The organism is Streptomyces atratus, assembly GCF_040655115.1.
Taxonomy (GTDB): Bacteria; Actinomycetota; Actinomycetes; order Streptomycetales; family Streptomycetaceae; genus Streptomyces; species Streptomyces atratus_D.
Map to the genome: position 1 here is coordinate 49,222 of NZ_JBFAJH010000042.1, position 20,088 is coordinate 69,309.

A 20,088-nucleotide genomic window follows, 5' to 3' on the forward strand; every position below is an offset into this window, starting at 1 on the left:
CGGCGGCGCTGACCCGTGGCGGTGGTCGCAGCGGCACAGAGTCGGACCCGGCCTACAAGGGTAGGAACGGGCTGGGTTTTCCGTGCCAAGAGATGCGCAATGCGTCCCGGGCTCGCGTGGTGGCGACGAAGAGTTGGCTGCGGCTCTTCTTGATCTCGCGCTCGTACCGGTTGGGGTCGGTCTTCTCGTACTGCTCGACGAGGGCGGTACGCGGAAGGATCCCGTCGCTCGCGCCGATGATCGCGAGCTTCTGGTACTCAAGTCCCTTGAACCGGTGCATCGTGCCGATGTGGACCTCCCCGCCACCCTGCGGACCGTCCTTGGTGAGGGTGGCTGTGGTGATGCCGTGCTTCATCTCCAGGTCGGTGGCGACGCGGCCGGCCATCTCGCCGTCGGTGACGCAGACGGCCATGGTGCCGCTCGGGTCGCGTACGGTGCCGTCCGCGGCGGACTGGGCAATGTCCGCGCGCCACTGCTTGAGAGTCTCGGCGAGCTGGGTGATCTCGTCGGGCCAGTCGGCGCAGGCGACGTACTCGGGGGTGGGGCCGTGCAGCAGGGAGTGGTAGCCATCGAGGGTGTCGGTGCCGTCGTCGAGGTCGTCGTAGGTGGCCCCGCGCACGACCTTGGCGGCCTGGTCGAGGATTTCCTGGGTGGTGCGGTAGCTGAGCGTCAGCTTCGAGGCGCGGCCGCGGATGTGGACACCGACGGTGGAGAGGGTGACCTGCCGGTCGTAGATCCGCTGGTGGGTGTCGCTGGCGATGAAGAGGTCGCCCTCGCCGGACGCGACCATGGCGCGCAGCATCTTCCAGTGGGCGGGGCTGAGGTCTTGGGCCTCGTCGATGACGATGTGCTGGTAGCGATGACGCAGGTAGCGCATGGCTGAGCTGTTGTCGTCGAGGTGAACCAGATCGCCGCCGCCGATGTCCTCCTTGTGCTCGGCACGGATCTTGATCTTGTGGGCGCGTTCCATCTCGTAGCGGGCCGCCCGTTCGGCGGCCTGTGCCCAGGTCTCCCGGCCCAGGCCGTTGAGGCGCAGGGTGAACTGGTCGAGCAGCTTCCAGATGGCGGCACGTTCGGGGCGGGCCAGGGCGCGTCCCATGCCGGCGCGACGGGCCTTGAAGTAGTCCTGGCGGGTCGCGAGGGACTGGCCGAGGACGATCTGTTCCCACTCGTCGAAGAGGAACTCGGCGCCCCAGCGCTGCTCGTCGTGCTCGAAGAGGACTTCGCGCAGTACGTCCAGGGCCCGGTCGTCGGCGATGAGGCTGCGCTGCGAACCGGGCGCGGCATTCTCGGTGAGGACGCTCTGCGCGAGCTGGTCGATGTGCTTGATGTCGACGCGGCCGAGCAGTGCCGGGTCCATGAGCGAGGTGAGTCGGGAGCGCAGGTCGGCCGTGAGGTTCTTGGTGTACGTGGTCAGCAGGATCGGCTTGTTGTGACCGGGGGGCAGAGCGGCGGCGAGGCGGGCCACGCGGTGCAGGGCGACGATGGTCTTGCCGGTTCCGGGGCCGCCGCTGACGCGGGCGGGGCCGCCGTAGTTCCGCTCGACGATCTTGCGCTGAGTGGGGTGGAGGTAGACCTTCCAGGCGCGGAAGTCGCCCTCGGCAAGGACGTTGCGGATGTCGTCGTCGACCGTGGTGACCGCGGTGCGGGTGAGGGCCGCCGCCATGTCGTCCTCGAAGCCCGGCTTGAGTTCGGTGGAGGCGGGCTGGGTGATCTCACGCTCGACCTCGTCCACGGACATGCCGGAGCCGAGGCCGGTGAGGACCTCGGCGGTCAGACGCGGGGCGCCGGCAATGAGGTGGTCGAGTTCCTCGTCGGTCGTGACGGTGAGGGCGAGGTCGATGAGCGCGTCGGCGACACCGAGCCGGCGCAGGTCTTCTGGGGTGCAGCCGACGAGGAGCGGTTCGGCGGGGACGAGCGGTTCCGGCGTCACGACGGGTGCAGGTGTGGGCTCGGCCGGTACGGCCTGCTCGTCCGGAGCCGGAGTGAGCTGGAGGCCGGCGCGCTGGAGGACGCTCTGACCGACGACGCCGAGGTCGACGAACTCGATCTCGCCGGTGATCCGGTTGATGGCTACGGTGAGTTCTTCGTAGACGTCCTTGCGGTGGCGGACGGCGACGATCAGCCACTGTTGGATGCCATCGGCGCCGACACCCGCCCGGGCGAGAAGCGCCCGGTATGAACGGTCGATCTTGGCGCGGAAGATCCGGCCGTCGCCCTTGAGGGGCTTGAGGTCGAGGCTGGGGTGGTCGGGGTCGGTGCGGAATTGGTGACAGAAGTCGTAGAACTTCGTTTTGACCGACGAGTCCATCTTGTAGAGCTCGTTTTCGGCCTTCTGGTAGAGGCTGAGGCGTGCGGTCATCGTGCGGTCCCCTGTTCTTCGGAGTCGGGGCGGGTGGTGGCGTCGGGGAGCGCGGTCAGCAGGGCGTCGAGATCGGCGAGCCAGTCGTCGGCCGATCGGATGGTGAACCCGGCCTCGCGGTAGGCACGCCAGGTCTTGTCGCTCTCCTCGTCCTTGTGGTTGTGCGGCTCGGCCATGACGGCGATCCGACGGCCGCCGTGGTCCCAGGCGAAGTCGGCGAGCCAGCCGCGTTCGCCGAGTTCGTAGCCGTAAGCGGGTGCTTCCTTGCCGCCGTCGGCCAGGGCGTGGGCGAGGCGGGTGAGGGGGGCGCCGGGTTCGTCCTCGTCGAGGTATTCGAGGATCTCTCCGTCCCACAGCAAGTCCCGCAGCTTCGCTTCCAGCGAGGTGGCGTCGGTTGCCTCCACCGCAGGGGTCCGTGGTGCGGGGATGTTGGTGCGGTACCGCACGACCAGCGATTCGAGTTCGCCGGGACCACCGAATGCTCTGAGGACCGAGAGGTCGTACTTCGCCGCGGTGGCCGTGGTCAGCTGAACAGCGTCTCCGTTGTCGTGGGTGAGGAACTGCAGGACGTTGGACCACTGGAGCCAGGAGTGCCAGCGGGCCTTGTGCTGGGGTGTGCCGAGCTGGTCGGGTGCGGTGTCGTCGAGGCAGACCAGGGCGGACCAGTGGCTGGTGGCTCCGTCGACGAGGAAGGCGACGGGGAGACCGGACTGGTCGTTGGTCCGGAACAGGTTGAGTGTGCCGGTGCCTTGTACGGGGGCCGGGTCGATGCCGTCGGTGTGGCCCCAGGCGTCGAGGAGACGGTCGAGCGACTGACGGGTCTGGTCGGGGCTGCCGTTGCCGACGAGGATCTCCTGGCCGGTTCCGAGGAGTCCGCCGACCACGGCCGATGCCCGCCTGCCCCAGGCTGCGTCGTCCGGACTGCGCAGGTAGGCGAGGAGCATGGTCATCGGATCGGCGAACGCGGTGGTGGCGAGATCGTCGCCACCGCGTTCGGCATGGAGCTGCTTTGCGATGTCCTGGGCGCTGTGCGGATAGGGCGGCCATACCGGCTCGGCTGGCTCTCGCCCTGAGGGGGCCTGTGCCGTGCTGGCCTGCCGCTCGAAGGCGTCGAGGTCGTCCCAGGTGAGCTGGAAGACGATGCGCCCGTCGGCCCGGAGCCGGTTGCGTTTGCCGGCGTCGCCGGCGAGCCGGTTGTACCGGCGGGTGGCGTGGTAGCGGTGTCCGTCGAGGTAGACGGTGATCTTCTGCTTGGGGCCCTCGGTGCGTTCGAAGGTGAAGTCGGTACGGGTGAACCCTTCGTTGCGCTGGGCGGTCAGACGCCAGCCGTGGACGGCGCCGACCTCGTCGAGACGCAGGTAGGCGCTGTTGGTGCCGCTCTCCTCCAGGACGGCGTCGCCGCGCGGGCCGGCCCATCCCCGCAGGGCGGTGAGGAAGCGGGCCTCGAGGTCGGACTCGACCTGTCCGTCGAGGCCGATCTGGTCGGTGTTGCCGACCCGTTTGGTGTTCCAGGCGTCGGATTCGGTACCGAGGAGTTTGTCGAGGATCTCCAGGGCGGCCTGGCGGGAGACGCGGTCGATGTGCTGTTCGTCGGCGTAGCGGTACAGGCAGCGGTGGCAGGCCGGAGCGGCCTCCCCGTTGCAGGGGCACTCCTCGATAAGCCGGCGCGCACCCTCGAGTACTTGCCGGAAGGCTGCCGGGGCGGTGAGCCGGTCGAGGTAGCCGGTGCCGTGCGGAAGGCGGTCGTACAGGACCAGGAAGTGCCGCTTCTCCGCGGTGCCGCGGTCCGGCATGGTGGCGAGGGTGGTGTCGAGGTGCTGGGGATCGCCGCCGAAGGCTTCGTCCACGCCCAGGCGTAGGGCCGCCTGGAAGGAGTGGACCCGCTCCTCGACGAGGACGGTCGCGGCGGGCAGCAGGATGCGCAGGGCTTCGGTTTCCAGCTCGTGAGCGAGCAAGACGGGTTCTTGGGACACGTCCTGTTTGCCGCGCCTCAGCGGGCACCAGGGGGCGTGGTGCTTGACTTCACGTTGGCGATTCGCGGAGTTGTCGACGGCGTCGCGGTCCTCGTCGAAGACCGGCCGCCCATCGGCGGTCGCGGCCCCGCAAGCGGTGCACACGTGGAACGGGGCGATGCGCACGGGCCGCCCGGCAAGCTGGTCGTTTTCCTGGGCTCCGATGCTGAGCGGTCCGGCGTTGACGCGGCGGATGACGGCGTGGCGGGTGTAGTCGACGCCGAAGATCTCCTTGGTGTGCCGCCAGGACTTGCCCGGGACGAAGTCCTTGGGGGCGATGTCGACCATGTCCACGACGGTGTAGAAGCGGCGATCGCGGTCGTCGCTCTCGTCGCCGATCCTGGCGTCCTCGCGCTTGTCGCGGGCGGTGACGACGCTGGGCTGGACGATCTGCCACAGGCTGCCGGAGTCGGCGATGCCCGCCTCCCCACAGCGGGGGCAGGGGGTGATGTCGTGCTCGGCATTCTCGGTGCGGACGTAGCCGCACGAGGGGCAGAAGCGCCAGTGACGCCAGTCCTGGTCCCGGCTGGTGACGATGTCGATGCCGGTGATCCGGTGCTTGTATCCCTCGGCGTAGAAGGTGTTGCCGGGGGCGAGTTCGGACAGGGCGAAGCTGCGTGGGCGCCCGTAGGAGAACGGCTTCGACTTGTAGCTGTCCCGCCCGTCGGGTGTGGTGCCCTCGGGCCAGTAGACAGTGGCCTCCAGGGTGGTCGTGGCGTCGATGAGGGCGTAGTTGGGCAGCAGACCGAGGTCGCACAGCACGGTCTGGGCGGGCTGTCGCTGACGCGTGGCTCCCTGCTTCGAGAGGGCGCCCAGCTCGGCCTCCAGTTCTGCCTTCGTACGCGCCTGCTCGTCGTCGCCTTCCTTGAGCTCGTCGATGGCCGAGCGGATCGTACGGATACGGGTGCGGAGCTTCTGGTTCTCGCGCTCCCACTCCCGCTCGGCTTTCTCGATGGCGCTGCGGATGCCCCGGACCGCGTACTTCTCCAGCTCCTCCTGGGCGGTCTCGCTCACTCCGGCCGGGAACAGCGCGAGGAAGCCCGCGACGAGCTCCTCGCCGTGGGCGAGGGCAGCTTCGGTGAAGTCGGCGAGGTAGCCGGAGGGGCCGAAGAGCTCGTCGACACGGCGTGACAGAGCGGCCAGCGGCTTGCCGTCCTCGCGCAGCAGGCGGCCGCGTGCCGCGAGATCGAGGAGGTGGGCGGTGAACTGGCGGCGCAGGATCTCGATAGCCGACAGGTACGAGCCCGGCGGCACGATCCGCCCGTCGATCATGTCCCGCGGCCGGTCGAGGAAGTACAGGTCGCGGCGGGAGCGATCGGGGATGGTCAGCAGGAAGGCGTTGCCGGTACGGCGCCCGGCCCGGCCCGCCTGCTGGGCGTAGTTCGCCGGCCGTCGCGGCAGGGCGCCGAGGACGACGGCGGACAGGTCGCCGATGTCGATGCCCATCTCCAGGGTGGGCGTGCAGGACAGCACGTTGGGGTCGTTGAACCCCTCGCCCTTGCGGAAGGCGTCCTCGACGCGTTCACGCTTGGCGCGGGAGAGCAGGCCGGTGTGTTCGGCGGTGATGACCTGGTAGGTGCCGGCTCGTCGGTACAGGCTGCGGTAGTAGTCGTCGCGGTAGTCGCGGTCCCGGTCGTGCCGGTCCACGGTCTCCAGCCACCGGTCGCCCGCGACCAGGCGCCCGGTCGAGCAGCGGTACGACTGGCAGGGCTGCCCGTGGTACTGCGCCAGCAGCGCGGGATGGACGGTCTGCTCCCAGAAGCACTTCGGGCAGCGCACATACGCCTCGTTGACCTGTGCTTCGGACAACAACTGCAGGCGGACGGCGCCCGGCTGGAGGCCGTAGACGCGGACGGCCGTGTCGTTCGGGGTGCGCGCCGCGAGCAGCCCGGCGTCGGTGAGCCGGGGCAGCAGCCGCACCCAGAAGTCGTCGGCCTGCTCGCGGGTCATGTCGAAGCAGCGCTGGGCCCAGGACTGGTACCAGGACAGGCGCCCGGCGGCGAAGTCGAACTCGCTCTTCTGCTTGGGCCGGGCCAGCAGGAAGCTCGGCGCGGAGACGCCCCGGGGAAAGGCCTTCATGCCGCGCGGGCGGCCGCCCCAGATGAAGTAGCGGCTCGTGCCCGCCTCGTCGAGGAACTTGTCCAGCCAGCGGTGCCCGACCGCTCCCCGCGTACGCAGCCGCTCCAACAGACCGCGCAGGAAAGTCAAGTACCGGGCATCGTCGTGCGCGGTGAGGGCAAGCCCCTGGTGGGTGGACTCCTCGTGGGCGGCACGCACGGTCGCGACGGCCGCCCGCTCGTCGGGGATACCCACCCAGGCGGCAGCGGTGCGGGTCAGTTCGAGGGTACGGCCGTTGCGCGAACGGTGGCCGAACTCCATTACGGCCTCGAACGCGAACCGCTCACCGATCAGATCCCAGGTCCTCTTGTTCCCGCCGCGGCCCTTCCCCGACAGCAGCCGCGCTACTCCCGCATCGTCGTGCAGGTCCGGCGGGACGACGGCGGCAAGCGTCTCACGGTCGGTGGTGGACACGACGACATCGGCAACGAGGTCGTTCAGCGCAGTGGACCGCTGCTCGCTCAGGTGCTTGGTGAACAGCGCCCGCAGGGAGAAGGTGTACGAGCGGGACGCGACGAAACCGGCCCGGTGCGCGGCATCCTGCACCGAGCCGTTGAACATCAGCGTCTTCGTCTCACGCTGCTCCTTGTCCATCTCCCCGCCGGTGAAGAGCTGGGTGATGGACGCGGCGGCGAGCGCGGCTGCGCCCGTACCGAGGAAACGGATGGCGTTGTGCGTGCCGCACGCCGGGCACCAGTCGTCCTTGGCAGCACGTTCCGCGGTGTCCCCGAGCTGGACGAGGACGAAGACCGAATCGGGGCCGGCGGGCTGCGGGTTGCCCTCGTCGTCGTAATCGCCCTGAGGATCGGGCAGGCACAGACGACGGGAAGAACCGTCGAGCACCATGAGTACGCCCGCGCCACTGGTGGTCAGCGACCTCTGCGCCGCCCGGTCCATGGCGGTGCGGCCGTTGCCCTCGCGCGCCTCGTTGTCCGTGGCCGCCACCAGGGTGCGCACCTTGGACTTGTTGGCCGTGACGGTGGCCCGGCGGATCTTGTGTGCCTCGAAGCTCAGCTCCTCCAGGTCCGACTCGGGAGCGAGTACCGACCAGCCGGAGCGCCCGCACTCGCGGCAGTACACCGCCGGCAGGAAGACCTTGGTGTCACGCGAGGTGGTCGTGTCGGGCGTCGTACGCAGTCGGCTCTCCGCTCCGACCATGTCCCAGGCGAACTCCGCCTTCGGCCAGGGCAGTACGCCCCTCAGCATGCGTGTGACGGACCGTGCCCACTGGTGCACCTCGACCTGGGCGAAGGGGCGGCTGATCCCGGCCGGCGTGTCCGGGTCGCGTGCCATGGACAACAGGGCGACGAGGCGGGCGAGTGCCACCGCTGCGACCTGCGGCCGCGTCGTGATCGCCTCGTCCCAGCTCTTCGCCCCGCTGCGGCGCATCACGTCGAGCACCTCGTCGTAGGTGCACGTCGTGCCGTCGAAGGCCTTCAGTACCGCATACGTCAGACGGTTGCGCTTGAGCGCGGCACCAAGGACGACCGGATCGGTGGTACGGACGCCGGTGACAGCCTCGGCAAGGTCCGCAAGCGCCTCCGGGCCGGAGGCCGGATCCGGCAGGGCGGTCAGTGTCTCGGGGGGTGCGGCCTGGCCGGGAAGGAACTTCGCGTCCGTGACTGTCTCATCGAGTATGAACTCGTCGACGGTCAGCCGGTTCTCACCGACGATCGCCTCTTCGGTGAACTCGGCACCGAAGACGTTGCCGGCCACGGAGAGCAGCTGCCGCACCCCGTCGGCGTCGGTACCGGAGGCGAGGGTCGCGGAGGTCGCGACGGGAGTGATCGTGCCGAGCGGCTTGCCGGGCTGGTTCGCGCCGACGGCGATGGCGAGGCGGCGCAGCAGCATGGCCACGTCGGTGCCCTGCGCGCCGTCGTAGCTGTGGAACTCGTCGACGACCACATAGCGGATGTCGCTGTTGTCCCACAGCGTCGCGTCGGCTCCACGCTGCAGGAGCATGTCGAGCATCTTGTAGTTGGTGATCAGGATGTCCGGCGGCGACAGCCGCATGTCCTGCCGGCGCGTGTAGACGCGGTCGTAATGCGTCGCCGCCTTGTCCCCGATGTACAGGCCGGCGCGTACGCCGCTCAACTTGTCGTATTGGGTGAGCAGTTCGTTGATACGGGCTGCCTGGTCGGTGGCCAGGGCGTTCATCGGGTAGAGGAAGATCGCCTTGACCCCGTTGTTCCCGGCCGCGCGCTCGCGGGCGCAGTGGTCGAGCACGGGGTAGAGGAACGACTCAGTCTTGCCGGAGCCCGTGCCGGTCGTGACGAGCGTGGGCTGAGGTACGTGCCCACCCTTCGTGGTGAGCCGGGCGAAGGCACGGGCCTGGTGCGCGTACGGCGTCCAGCCGTCCGTACGTACCCAGTCCAGGTGCTGCTGCCAGCCGTCGTCGGCCGGGGTGAAGGGGGTGCGGAGGCGAAGGTACGGGCCACGGAACATGCCCGTCGTCTCGTCCCCGAGGAAGGCATGCAGCGCCTTGCGGGCGCCCTCGTCGGCGAGGCCGTACGTCGTGGACAGGTACTGGAGCAGGCTCTCTTTCAGCCCCTGTGCTTCGAGGGTCGGCCTCACGGGGTCGGGACCTCCATCTTCTCCGGGTCCCACAGACCCTTGTTCACGGCTTCGTCGAGGCGCTTCTTGAAGTAGGCGTGGGCTTGACGCATTTCGCGCTCGCGCTTGGCCTTGTAGAAGGGGGCGGTGTAGCCGTCGGGGGCGGGGGTGGACTCTGGGGCGTCAAGATGCAGCTCAAGCCCCTTCCAATGCTGAGCAGTCTGTCCCGTACCGAATGCATGGTGATCAGCCGCCAGTTGGCGACCATGACCGTCGAAGTACAGTTCCTCTTCTCGTTCCGCCAGTACCGTTAGTCGGGCTAGGTAAGCCGCCGTCAGTGCGTCCGCAGACAGGCCGATCCAAACGGCTACCAGTGCATCTATTTCAACTAGCGCTGCACGTCGCTCTGCTTCGGTGCGGAGAGCGGTTGAGGCCGACCAGCGAGGATAGACCGCGTTGAGCGGGCGCACTTGCGGCCAGTCGATGGCCCACTTCTCAGAAAGCCAAGAGAACTGGAAATGATTTTCCCATAGATCAGCATAGGCATCCGACAAGCAGTTAAGGCGGGCCGATCGGAGGCTCAGGGCATTCGCCAATGGATGATCGAGACTGGGGGCAGGAAGGCGAAGGGCTCCGGGTTCACGCAAATCCGTGATGCCGAAGGCCCGCAACATGTAGTCGAGGGGCAAGGACGCCCAGAACCCGGAAACCAGGAGAAGTCGCCGTTCACTATCGAAGGCAATTGAGTGGACGCCGTCAACGTGATTCGCACCCGGCGGAATCAGCGCGGCATTCAATACACGTTCGGTCTTTCCATCATTCCGACGACGAAACGCCAAGCGGAAGTGTCGCGCGTGCGGAATGCCCTGCCAGAGTTTCCATGCCGAGGTCTTTGACTCAAACGTACCCCGATCACAGGCTCGCGCCATTTGCGTTGCCGGGATGAAATTGGCGGGGATCTCAGTCAGGTCTACCCGCTTGCCGTTAGAAGTCAGCTCGGGATCCTGCTTGAAGAACGGAGCGCCGGGTCCGAGGTGTGGGCCATGCAGAATTACCTCATCCCAAGCGGAAGGCCGCGAATGCAACTCCTCGATGAGGCCGGACTTGAAGTCGGCTGTCTCGTTGTAGCCCTGGCTCAAGCTGATTTCGCTACCTCGAAGGCGAACCGGATAGGAGCTCATAACCTTGGCAGCCCGCTGCTCACTTGTGGTCAGCGGATACATGATCTCTACTTCCTCGACCTCATGTTCGCCACCCTGCTGTTCATGCCATAGGGCAAGAGTGTCAGGGGTCACGTGAACAATACGCGCCTTATGAGGGCGCGTATCGAAGTTCCCGTCAAACTTGATTCCCGGCTCGGGACCATCGCCATCGTGACGAAGGGACTCATTGAGGACCTCTGCGCGATACAAGAAACTTAGATGCTGGAAGTTGACGCCCTGGCGAGGGCCGTAGATATTGGCGGCGAACTCCTTCTTATGCCCAACGGGCTGAGCAAAGGCCCAGTTAGAAACGTTTACGTACGCCCCATGCACGCGAAGCCGCCTATATGCTTCAGCGCGAATGCGCCGCGTTGCGTCACCCTTAAGGTGACCATCCGGGTGCACCAAACCAATCGCCCCAGAGCTCGTAGCATGGTTCCAGCATTGCACCATGAAACGCGTGTGAAGATAGGGTCGAGTTCCACCAAGGATCGGGTAGACACTAGGGCTCGCATAGAAACTAGCCAAGGCGCTATCGTTACAAGCATCCCTCATGACCTCAACGCGCTGACTGGGGATATCCACGATCGAGTCCTGGATCATTTCCGTCTGCATTTGAGTCAAACCTGTATCCAGGGAAAGAGTTGGCTCGAACTCGGCAAAGCTGGCATTCGAGTTCCACGTAATCTCCACCCAGGGCGGGTTACCCACCTGCAGATCGAAACCGCCCGCCTCGCCGGCGAACACACCCGCGAAGTCCAGCTCCCAGTGCAAGAAGCCCTGCTCCTCGGCGATGTCGCGGACGACCCGCATCCATGGATACCGCGTCTCGACCGCCTTCAGCGCATCGTCCATGCCCATCTCGACCTGGACCAGGTCTTCGAGGAGCGCCAGCTCCGCCAGGGAGTCGATGGATGCGGCAAAGCCGTCCTCCCGAATGGGCTCCGTGCCCACCATGGACTCCAGGAAGGCGATCCAGTCGTCCAGGTCCGCAAGCGGGATGACGTCACGCCGGCGTACTGGCCCACGGGGATTCCTAGGCACGGAGGGGGTACGTGCCTTCTTGAGCTTCTCCTTTTTCACTAGCTCGTCATCGGCCCCGTCCTCCTCCCCCAAGGACATCTGGTCACCGTCCATGGCGAACAGCATCCGGCTCTCGACGAATCGAGGCACGGCCGTGGGCTCAGGCGCAGGCAACCGCGTCTCGCTCTCGACGGCCGGGCCAGCCACCCCAGCCACACCGGCCACCGACGACAACAGGGCGTCCAAGTCCGCCCCCGCCTCCCCCGCCACCACTGGTGCCGTGGCGTACTCCGCGTCCGTCCCGTCCAGCAGGCCCACCTTGTCCAGCGGCCAGAACCACAGCGCGCACCAGGCATCCATGACCTGCTTGAGGCGCCAGTACGGGGAGCCCTCCGCCTCGAAGAGGTCCTTGAAGACCTGTTCCTTGGTCAGCGGCAGGCTCTTGTCCGCGTTCTGCTTGTCGTGGCGGAGGAAGGTGTACTCCTCCGCGTCCTCCTCGCGGTCGGTCCCCCAGACGTCTATGGTGCGGGCAATCTCCTGCTCACTGAGTTCCATGCGCTTGGCGACGAGCGTCCACAGAGACTCGACGCGACGGGCCGCGGCCTGCAGCTTGGCGAGCTGGCTCGCCTTGCCGCCTGTCGTCTTGGGCTTGGTCTGAACGCCCTTCTTCCACGCCTTCAGCTGGTCCACCTGTGGCCGGGCCAGTTGCTCGACCAGCTTCTTCGCGTCGCCGCTCGCCCCTGCGACCGCACCCCACCCGGGCGTCGGCAGGAGGAACTGGTGGACGGCCCCGTCCGGCAGCGGCTGTTCGGCGCCGCCCCCGGCCGCCCGGAACGGCAGCTTGGTCGGCGTCTGCGCGCCGATGGTCCGCTCCTTCTTGATGCGCTCGGCCTCGTACACCCAACGCCGCGCCCCGATGAGGGAGTTGCCGCGCCGCAGGTGCAGGCCGAACCACGGGGCACGCATACCGGGGTGCATGGTGTTGAGCCACAGCGATACCTCGGCGAGCTCCACACCCGTCTCGTTAAGGTCGATCCCGTACGCGTTGTGAAGGGCGATGTACGCCTTCACCTTTTGCTTCGCTTCGAGTGCCTTCGACGTGTCCAGGTTGATGCCCAGCTCCTGCTGGCGGCGCTTGAGGTACTCCTCGGCGACCTGGTTGATCGCCTCGTTGAGGAATGCGCCGGAGCCCAGGGCCGGTTCGCAGATGGTGTAGCGCAGGAGATCGCTCGCGCGGGTCCGGACCGTGTTGCCGTCGGCGTCCCTCTCCTGGTCAAGGCGGTGCTTGAGCGCCAACTCGACAGTGACCTTGGTGAGGGACTCGGGGGTGTAGTATGAAGCGGATGTCTCACGGTCGCGGCCGGCCAGGCGGTAGACGAACCGGCCCGGTGCGTACTTCTTGGGGCCGCGCAGGCCGTGCTGTTCGGTGTCCTGGGCGGAGTACACAACGTGCGTGTTCTCCCGGTAGTCGTTCAGTCGGTCTGAGGGGACGAGCCAGGAGCCCTTCTCGGGGTCGCCGTACTGCTTGCCAGCCTTCTTGGCGCCGGGCTTGGCGACCTCGGCCAGCTCCCTCTTCTCGTCGATGATGCCGGTGTACGACATCAGACCTTCGTAGACGGCGCCGAGCTGGTTGATGCCGAGGTTGCGGTAGGAGATGAAGCCGCCCTGCCGGCCCTTCTGGCCGGCCTCCTTCAGGGTGAGAAGACGCAGCACCTGGTGCAGGGCCTCGTTGCGCAGCCGCAGGTCCAGCCACTGCGGTTCCTCGTCCCCGCCCTCGTCCCATCGGGGGTCCATGACGCCAGTGCCGATGAGGGTGATCGCCTTCGGGTCGAACAGCTCGCTGCGCAGCGGCTCGAAGCGGAGGCCGCGCTGTTCGCTGCGCTCGGCGGCGGGCTTGTCGTCGTCCGCCTCGGTGCCGTGCGGACGATGTCCGAAGTTGACCTTGTTGAAGAGGACGTCGAGAGAGGCGTAGAGATGGAAGCCGCCTCGGCTGCCCTCGTCGACCAGCTTTCGCTCGCGCGCGACCAGCTCGCGCAGCCGGGCGATCGAGTAGCCGGCCTCGTAGGTGGAGTCATCGGCGGGCAGGATGCCCAGCTCGGGGCGGGCCTCCGCGTACAGGAGGAAGAGGATGCGGTAGAGGTAGCGCAGGGATTCGCGGGTGAGCTGCTTGGCGAACGGGCCCTTCTTGAGGTTCTCGATCTCCCTCGGCTTGACCTTCGCCTCGCGCAGGCGGTCGAGTACTTCGTTCGCGATGATCTCGACCGACTGCTGGAGTCCCTTGCGCAGCTCGGAGTTGACGCCGACGGCGTTGTCCCGGGACGCCTTCAGCAGCTCGTCGATGCGTCGGCCCTTGCCGTCGGGGCGGGGCACGAGCATGTCGTGGGAGAAGAGAGCGGCGAGGAGGGAGAGTTCGCCTGCCTTCGCCGTGTCGTTGCGGGCGAGGGCCGCGTCCAAGTTTGCGGCGAGGTAGCGGCCTTCGGCCCAGGCGCCCCGGTCGGCGAGAACGAGCACGCCGCCGCACAGCATCAGAACGAAGCGGGGTGCGTCGCCGCCGGGTTCGTGGAGTTCGCTCTGGAAGAGCCAGCCGGCCAACTTCTCGCCGGCTTCGAGGAGGCCGTCGGTGGTCTTGAGGGGGTGGAGGAGCCGTCCGGCCTCGTCGGGGTCGAGGACGTCGTCGAGGGAGGCGGTCCAGCCGCAGTCGAGGGCGACGATGCCGTCTCCGTGCCACGCGGCCTGGAGTTCGTACTCCTTGCCGGCGTTGTGCACGGTGATCGGCTCGGGCCGTCCGCCGTAGCCGAGGGCCTTGAGGACGGTGGTGTGCCAGGTGGTGATGTGCTCGGCCCACTCCCCCGTCGGGTCGTCGTAGGTGCTGCCGGGCTCTTCCTGCTGGGCACGGGAGCTCAGGAAGGGGCGCACGGTGGCCAGGTAGTTGCCGCGGAGCCGGGGAAGGAGTTCGCGCGGGGTGGGCCGGGGGTCGTGGGGGTCGGTCTCTCGGCCGGTCCACAGGGTGAACAGGCCCTCGTCGCCCGCCTTGCCCTTCTTGAGGGTGTTCTCCAGCTCCTCGCTGAAGTAGTGGGCGGAGAGGTATTCGCCGCGGTTGGCGAAGGAGTCGTAGGTGTAGCTCATCGTGCGGACTCCTCGGCGTGCACAGTGGTGGTGTGAAGGGGTTCGAGGATGCAGAGGACCCGCAGCATCGGGTCTCCCTCGGTCCGCAGGCGGCGTACGAGGTCGCGGCGGCGGGCGGCGGTGTCGTACACCTGCTGTATGCGGTGCTGCTGGTTGCCGACGGCGATCAAGGCGTCCTGCTCCCAGACCTGCACCCGGTCCTCGTACGGGGCGAGGTAGGAGTCGACCTGCTTGTCGTAGTCGGCTCGGCGCTCGCGCAGGTGGGCCTCGGCCGCGTCGACGGCCGCGGGAACGAGTCCCTGGAGGAGGTCGGGGGCGACGGGCTGAGCGCGGCCGGGCATGTCGGGGCCGACGCCGCAGGCGGCGAGGAACGCCGAGTCCATGCGCCATACGCGGGGGTTGTCCTCGGCGAGCCCGGTGACGGCCATCCACTCCACGACCGTCGGCTTGCCCGCCGCGTTGGAGTAGACGCCTTGGAGGAGGTAGACCGGGCCGGTGAGGGCTTCTGGCAGGGCGGCGTCGATCCGTTTGGCCTTGGCGGTGTCGGGTCGGTAGGCGAGGACGAACGCCTCGTCGTACTGGAGCTTGGCTAGAACCTTGTCCGTCATCCAGTCGAGCACGGGGTGGATGTCGGAGACGTAGGAGACGTTGGGCCACTGGGAGGTGGGCTGGTCGGTCTTGCCCTGCTTGGCGTTGCGGGCGGCCTCCAGGCGGTCGGCGGCGTACTGCTTGTCGAAGGTGATGCTCAGCGTGCCGTCGTCCTTGGACGTCGTGAGGATCTTCTCCTGCTCCAGGTACGACTTCGGCAGCGCCCGGAAGCGGTACTGCAGGTCGTCGGGCGGAGTGAACTCTATTCGGCCATGGGCCGTTTCGGGCTTCCAGCCGAGGGCCGCGCGCTCGGCCTCCGGGTAGATGAGGTCCATCGCGGCGTGGAAATACGCCTTGGTGCCGGTGAAGACGTGGGGCACGTCGGCCTCGGGGACCGGGGCCGTGCCGAGGGTGGCAGGAGGGGCCGCCGGGTCGGCGAGCCGGGCGTTGGCGCCGGCGAGGAACCCCGCGAGGACCCCGCCGGACTCCTGCTGGGACTGCTTGATGGAGCGCTCGACGGTACTGCCCTTGATGAGATCGCGGGTGAGGCGGTCCTCTTCCTTCTTGTCGTTGTAGAGGCCGGTGACTGCCTCGGCGCTGCCCTCGCCGGTCTCGATCTCGTGCGCCTGGGCCTCGCGCTGCAACAGGCGGGAGCCGACGAGCCGGTCGTCGAGCGTGAGTATCTCGCCGCTCTCCTCGTCGCGCCTCCAGGGCACGTCGGCGGTGAGGGTGAGGGCGCGGAACTCGGGGCTGACTGCCTGCCCGTAGCGGTCGATGCGTCCGTTGCGCTGCTCGATGCGGATGAGGGACCAGGGCAGGTCGTAGTGGATGAGGTCGTGGCACTGGTGGTGCAGGTTGACACCCTCGGAGGCGATGTCGCCGGTGAACAGCAGCCGTACCGGCTCTTCGAGCCGGCCGAAGCGATCGATGATCTCCTGCTGTTGCTGGTCGTTGGTGGTGTCGCCGTGCATGACCTCGACGGCTCCGCCGTACGCCTTCCAGGGACGTGTCGCGTCGGCCTTCGTCTCGTTCTTCTTCTTGAAGCCGAGCCGCTCCGGGACCTCCCGGGCCAGCCAGTCCAGGGTGTGGACCCGCTCGGAGAAGACCACGACGCGGCGCTCGGAGCGCGGGCCGACACCGAGGTCGTCCTTCAGCGTGCGCACGAGAGCGTCGAGCTTGGCGGAATCCTGGTCGGTGAAGTCCGCGACCAGTGCCTCCAGCTCCGCGAGCGCCATGCTCTCGGTGGCGAGAGCGGCGCGGCGCTCAGGAGTGTCCGCTTTCGCCTTGCCCTTCGCCGTACGGCTCTTCGGGTCGTCCAGGTAGGTGCGGCGGCTGGAGAGGGATTCCCGCAGAGCTACGTGGGAGGAGAGGAACGCCTTCAGGAAGTTGTAGCCGACCAGCGGATCGGCGCAGACCGACGAACGGTCCAGGTTCCCCGGGGTCCACTCGCTCGCGAGTTTCTCCAGGACGGCGACCTCTTTCGGCGTCGCCGGAGCCGGCACCGGCAGTGAGTCGCCGCGTTCGGCCCAAGGCTTGCCCTTGAGGCTGTCGCGTACCTCGCGGTCGGTCTTGGTGCGCCTGATGTAGAGGTGGTCGAGGTCGGCGACCTTGTAGTTCTTGGGGTCGGCGATCGCTGCCGGGTCGAGCATCCGGATCAGCTCGGCGAAGGATTCGGCGTCACCGTTGTGCGGAGTGGCGGAGGCCAGGATCAGCGCATCGGTCTGCTCGGCGAGGCGGCGGGCGAGGCGGTTGTTACGGGTGCCCTTGTTCACGAGGTTGTGGGACTCGTCGATGACCACCGCGTCCCAGACAATGTTCTCCAGGTGGTGGGCGTACGTCGCCGACTTGAGTGTGTCGACGGAGACGATGACGCGCTTGAAGTGGGCGAACGGATTCCGTCCTGCCGGGATCTCCTGCTGGATGCGCTGAATGCCCGTGGAGTCCAGGCGCACCAACGGCAGGGAGAAGCGGGTCCACAACTCACGCTGGAACTGCTCCAGCACATGAGCGGGCGTGACCACGAGGATGCGCTCGCCGCGCCCTCGCCGGATCAGCTCCGAGAGCGTGATGCCGATCTCCAGCGTCTTGCCCAGACCGACTACGTCGGCTATCAGCAGCCGGGGCTGCGGGTTGCGCATGGACAGCGCCAGCTCGGCGGGGCGCAGCTGATGCTGCTGCTGGTCCATGAGGAAGGAGTCGGCAAGGGCGATGCCGTGCTCGGTCTGCGGCAGCGCGGTCTTCCGTATGACCGCCTCCAGGTGGAGGCGGGCTTTGGCGTGTTTGGAGGTGTCGTCGGGTGCGAGCCGGGTCTTGCGTGGATCGAGCACCTCGATCATGTCCAGCCCGGAGTAGAAGACCGCATCCGTGCCACGGACGAACGAGGAAACGCCGCTGACCTCGACCATGAGTCCGTCACGGGACTCCGAGACGGACTTCACGAGCCACTGCTCGTGTCGGATGCGGACCTGGGCGCCGGGGGCGAAGACCGGCCTGGCGCCGGCTGGGTATGCCGACTGCCCGGGATCGGCGTCGCGCCCTTCAGGGATTTCGGGCTGCATCGCCGTGGTCACGTGGTGCTCCTCTGTGGACTGTGCTCGTGATGTGCGGTGTGGTCAGGTCGGGTCGGCCTTTGAGGCGGCCGAGTGGGTCGGACGGGCGTCAACGAAACAGCGGCCGCGGCGGCCCTCGCCCTTTCCGTCGTCCCGGACGGTCTTGCCGGCGGAAGGACGGAAGGGCGGTTCAGCGCTTCGGCCAGGCGAGTGCCGGCCCTACCGCGTAGCGCTCGCGCAACTCCTCGGCGACCTTCCGGGAAGCGGGAGGGCGGCTCCTTCGTGGTGTGGGCACAACCGGGCTTTCGCTCTCGGGCTCGGGTACCTGCACAGACACAGGCGGGAGCGGGCTCGCGATGTCGCTTTCCACCGGAGCATCGGAACCGGGCTCATCCCCGGGTGGCGAGGCAGGGATGTCCTCCCCCCGGAACGCTGGCTCTTCACTCAGCAGCTTCTCGAGCAAGTCGAGCCGATCCAGCATCGGTCCGTCGGGCTGCGGGAGCACCATCGTGGAATGGTCCTTCGCCGTCGTCTCCTGGATCAGAGCACGCCGTGCACGAGCCGGACTCGTACCCAACTCGCGCATGAGGTCGGCACACTGCCGGGTCACCTCCTCCAGGGAGGGGCGGCCGTCCGCCTTGTGCGCCAGCATGCCCGCCACAACGGGGGCAAGTTCATCGGGCAGCCTGGACAGGTCGGGGCCGATATCAGGGTTGACCACCTGCGCGGCGACGGCCTCCCACCGTGCGCCGTCGTACGGGTAGTGCTCGGTCGCCGCGTACAGAAGTACGGTGCCCAGGCCGTACACATCAGCTGCCTGCGTCACGTCCAGCTCGCCCAGAGCCTGCTCGGGCGGCATGCAGCGAACCGTACCGATGACCATGCCGGCCTGCGTGAGCGTCCCCTTGGACGCTCCGACGAAAGCGCCGAGGCCGAAGTCGATGATCACCGGTCCGAAGTCGCCGAGGATGACGTTCTGCGCCTTCAGGTCGCGGTGCACCAAGCCCGCGGCATGCACAGCGGCAAGCCCTTCGGCCAGCAGCGCGCCAAGGCTCGCCACGAGCGGCGCGGACAGCGGACCCCGGTCCCGTACAACGTCGGAAAGCGGGCGGCCGGGGACGTAGTCCATGGCCAGCCAGGGCTGCTCGGCAAACGGGTCCGCCTCGATGAAACGGGCCACACGTCCGGTACCCGAGATCGTGCGCGCAATCGCCGCCTCGCGTTCGAACCGGGCGCGTGTGTGCGGATCCGTGCGGTCGGGCCGGATCACCTTCACGGCTACCGGTTCGCCCGCGACCGAGTAGGCGAGGTACACCTCCCCCATACCGCCCGCGCCGAGCTGCCGCTCGACGAGGTACGGACCGATACGCGACGGCACGGCCGCACTGCTCACTGCATCCCCCTGGCTCCCCGAAGGCCAGTACGACCCCGCTCAGAGCACACACGCATCTCGCAACAGAAGAAGCAGGGCCGCGGGGACGGGGGTACCGGCGGATCACTCCTACAGCCTACTGATCAGCGTCCGTTGGAGAAAACAATCGCGTCAAACTGGGCTCTATTCCAGGACCGGCGGGCCGTCGACACGATCTCGAAGCCCAAATCGCAGGCACCTGACACCCGGTGCAGGGCCGCTGCGTCCGGCCCGATGGCCACGGGGATGCCGTGGCCTCGGGCCGAACAGAAAGGCAGACTCCACGCATTTACGACGCCTGACAGGTCAGCCGCCGTAGCCGTCATCGGTAGCCCGCTTCCGGTGACGATCAGGGTCGTAGATCGCGGTGGGAAACGGCGCGATTCCCAGGGCATAGAAGCCGTACTCCACTTGCTGGTACCACGCTCGTTCGCTCTCAAGCTCCTTGGACACCTGAGCGGGTACTCCGCCGGTGTGGTCGCCGGTCGACACCATGACGACGAACGACGTGCCCTCGTCTGCTGGGTCAGACGGATTAGCGATCACCGTGAAGTCCCAGGTTGCTGCGCCGGGGACGTCCGAGCCGGCATCCAGGCGCCGCAGGACGAACGTCGGCTGTCGCAGCAGTACTCCGGACTGTGCCCGGATCGCCATCGTCTTCTGTCCCACGATCCGCCAGGGTGGCTCTGGGCGCGTGTGGTGAACGTCGGAAAAGAGTTGGTCCCGCAGTTCCGAGTACTTGGCGGCTGTCTGGGCGAAGGCCCTTGTGTCCTCGGCCAGTTGACGCCTGGTGTCGCAACTGTCGAGCAGACCACCCAGTGAGTGAAGTCTGTCCCGGATCCATGGCTTGAGGAAGCGTTCAAGGGCACCCAGCCGGTAGGCGTCCTCAGCAGACTCAGCAACCAACAGCGCACCACGCGCCAAAGCCTGATATCTGTCTGCGAGATCCATCAGCTCCCCTCTCCGAGACGACAATCACCTCTCACCGTATCGATCAACAAACCGACAGCGAAGGCTGATCGGACAGAACGCGACGGTCCGTTGCAGTGTGAAGCTTCCCCTTGATCATGGACACCTGGAGACTGGGACCTGAGTGGTTCCAGAGGAAGCAGTGACCAGGTGGGTAGCAAGTACACGAAGCGGT

At 67.5% G+C, this 20,088-nt stretch carries 6 protein-coding genes; all 6 read right to left on the reverse strand.

Annotation, left to right across the window (positions count from 1 at the left end; all coding sequences use genetic code 11):
- Positions 1–52: 52 nt before the first annotated feature.
- Complete coding sequence (locus AB0I23_RS31520; protein ID WP_359114425.1) at positions 53–2,362, reverse strand: UvrD-helicase domain-containing protein; 2,310 nt, start codon at positions 2,360–2,362, stop codon at positions 53–55.
- Complete coding sequence (locus tag AB0I23_RS31525; protein WP_359114427.1) at positions 2,359–9,066, reverse strand: DEAD/DEAH box helicase; 6,708 nt, start codon at positions 9,064–9,066, stop codon at positions 2,359–2,361. The genes AB0I23_RS31520 and AB0I23_RS31525 overlap by 4 nt, the downstream gene beginning before the upstream one ends.
- On the reverse strand, positions 9,063–14,396 hold the full coding sequence (locus AB0I23_RS31530; RefSeq protein WP_359114429.1) for a hypothetical protein: 5,334 nt from the start codon (positions 14,394–14,396) through the stop codon (positions 9,063–9,065). The genes AB0I23_RS31525 and AB0I23_RS31530 overlap by 4 nt, the downstream gene beginning before the upstream one ends.
- Positions 14,393–17,554: a DEAD/DEAH box helicase gene (locus AB0I23_RS31535; protein WP_359114431.1), complete on the reverse strand. Its 3,162-nt coding sequence runs from the start codon at positions 17,552–17,554 to the stop codon at positions 14,393–14,395. Before AB0I23_RS31535 ends, AB0I23_RS31530 begins: the two co-directional genes overlap by 4 nt.
- Before the next feature lie 169 nt (positions 17,555–17,723).
- Positions 17,724–18,926 (reverse strand): serine/threonine-protein kinase, encoded by a 1,203-nt coding sequence (locus AB0I23_RS31540; protein ID WP_359114433.1) that lies wholly within the window; start codon positions 18,924–18,926, stop codon positions 17,724–17,726.
- A gap of 324 nt (positions 18,927–19,250) precedes the next feature.
- Positions 19,251–19,895: a hypothetical protein gene (locus AB0I23_RS31545; protein ID WP_359114434.1), complete on the reverse strand. Its 645-nt coding sequence runs from the start codon at positions 19,893–19,895 to the stop codon at positions 19,251–19,253.
- Positions 19,896–20,088 lie beyond the last annotated feature (193 nt).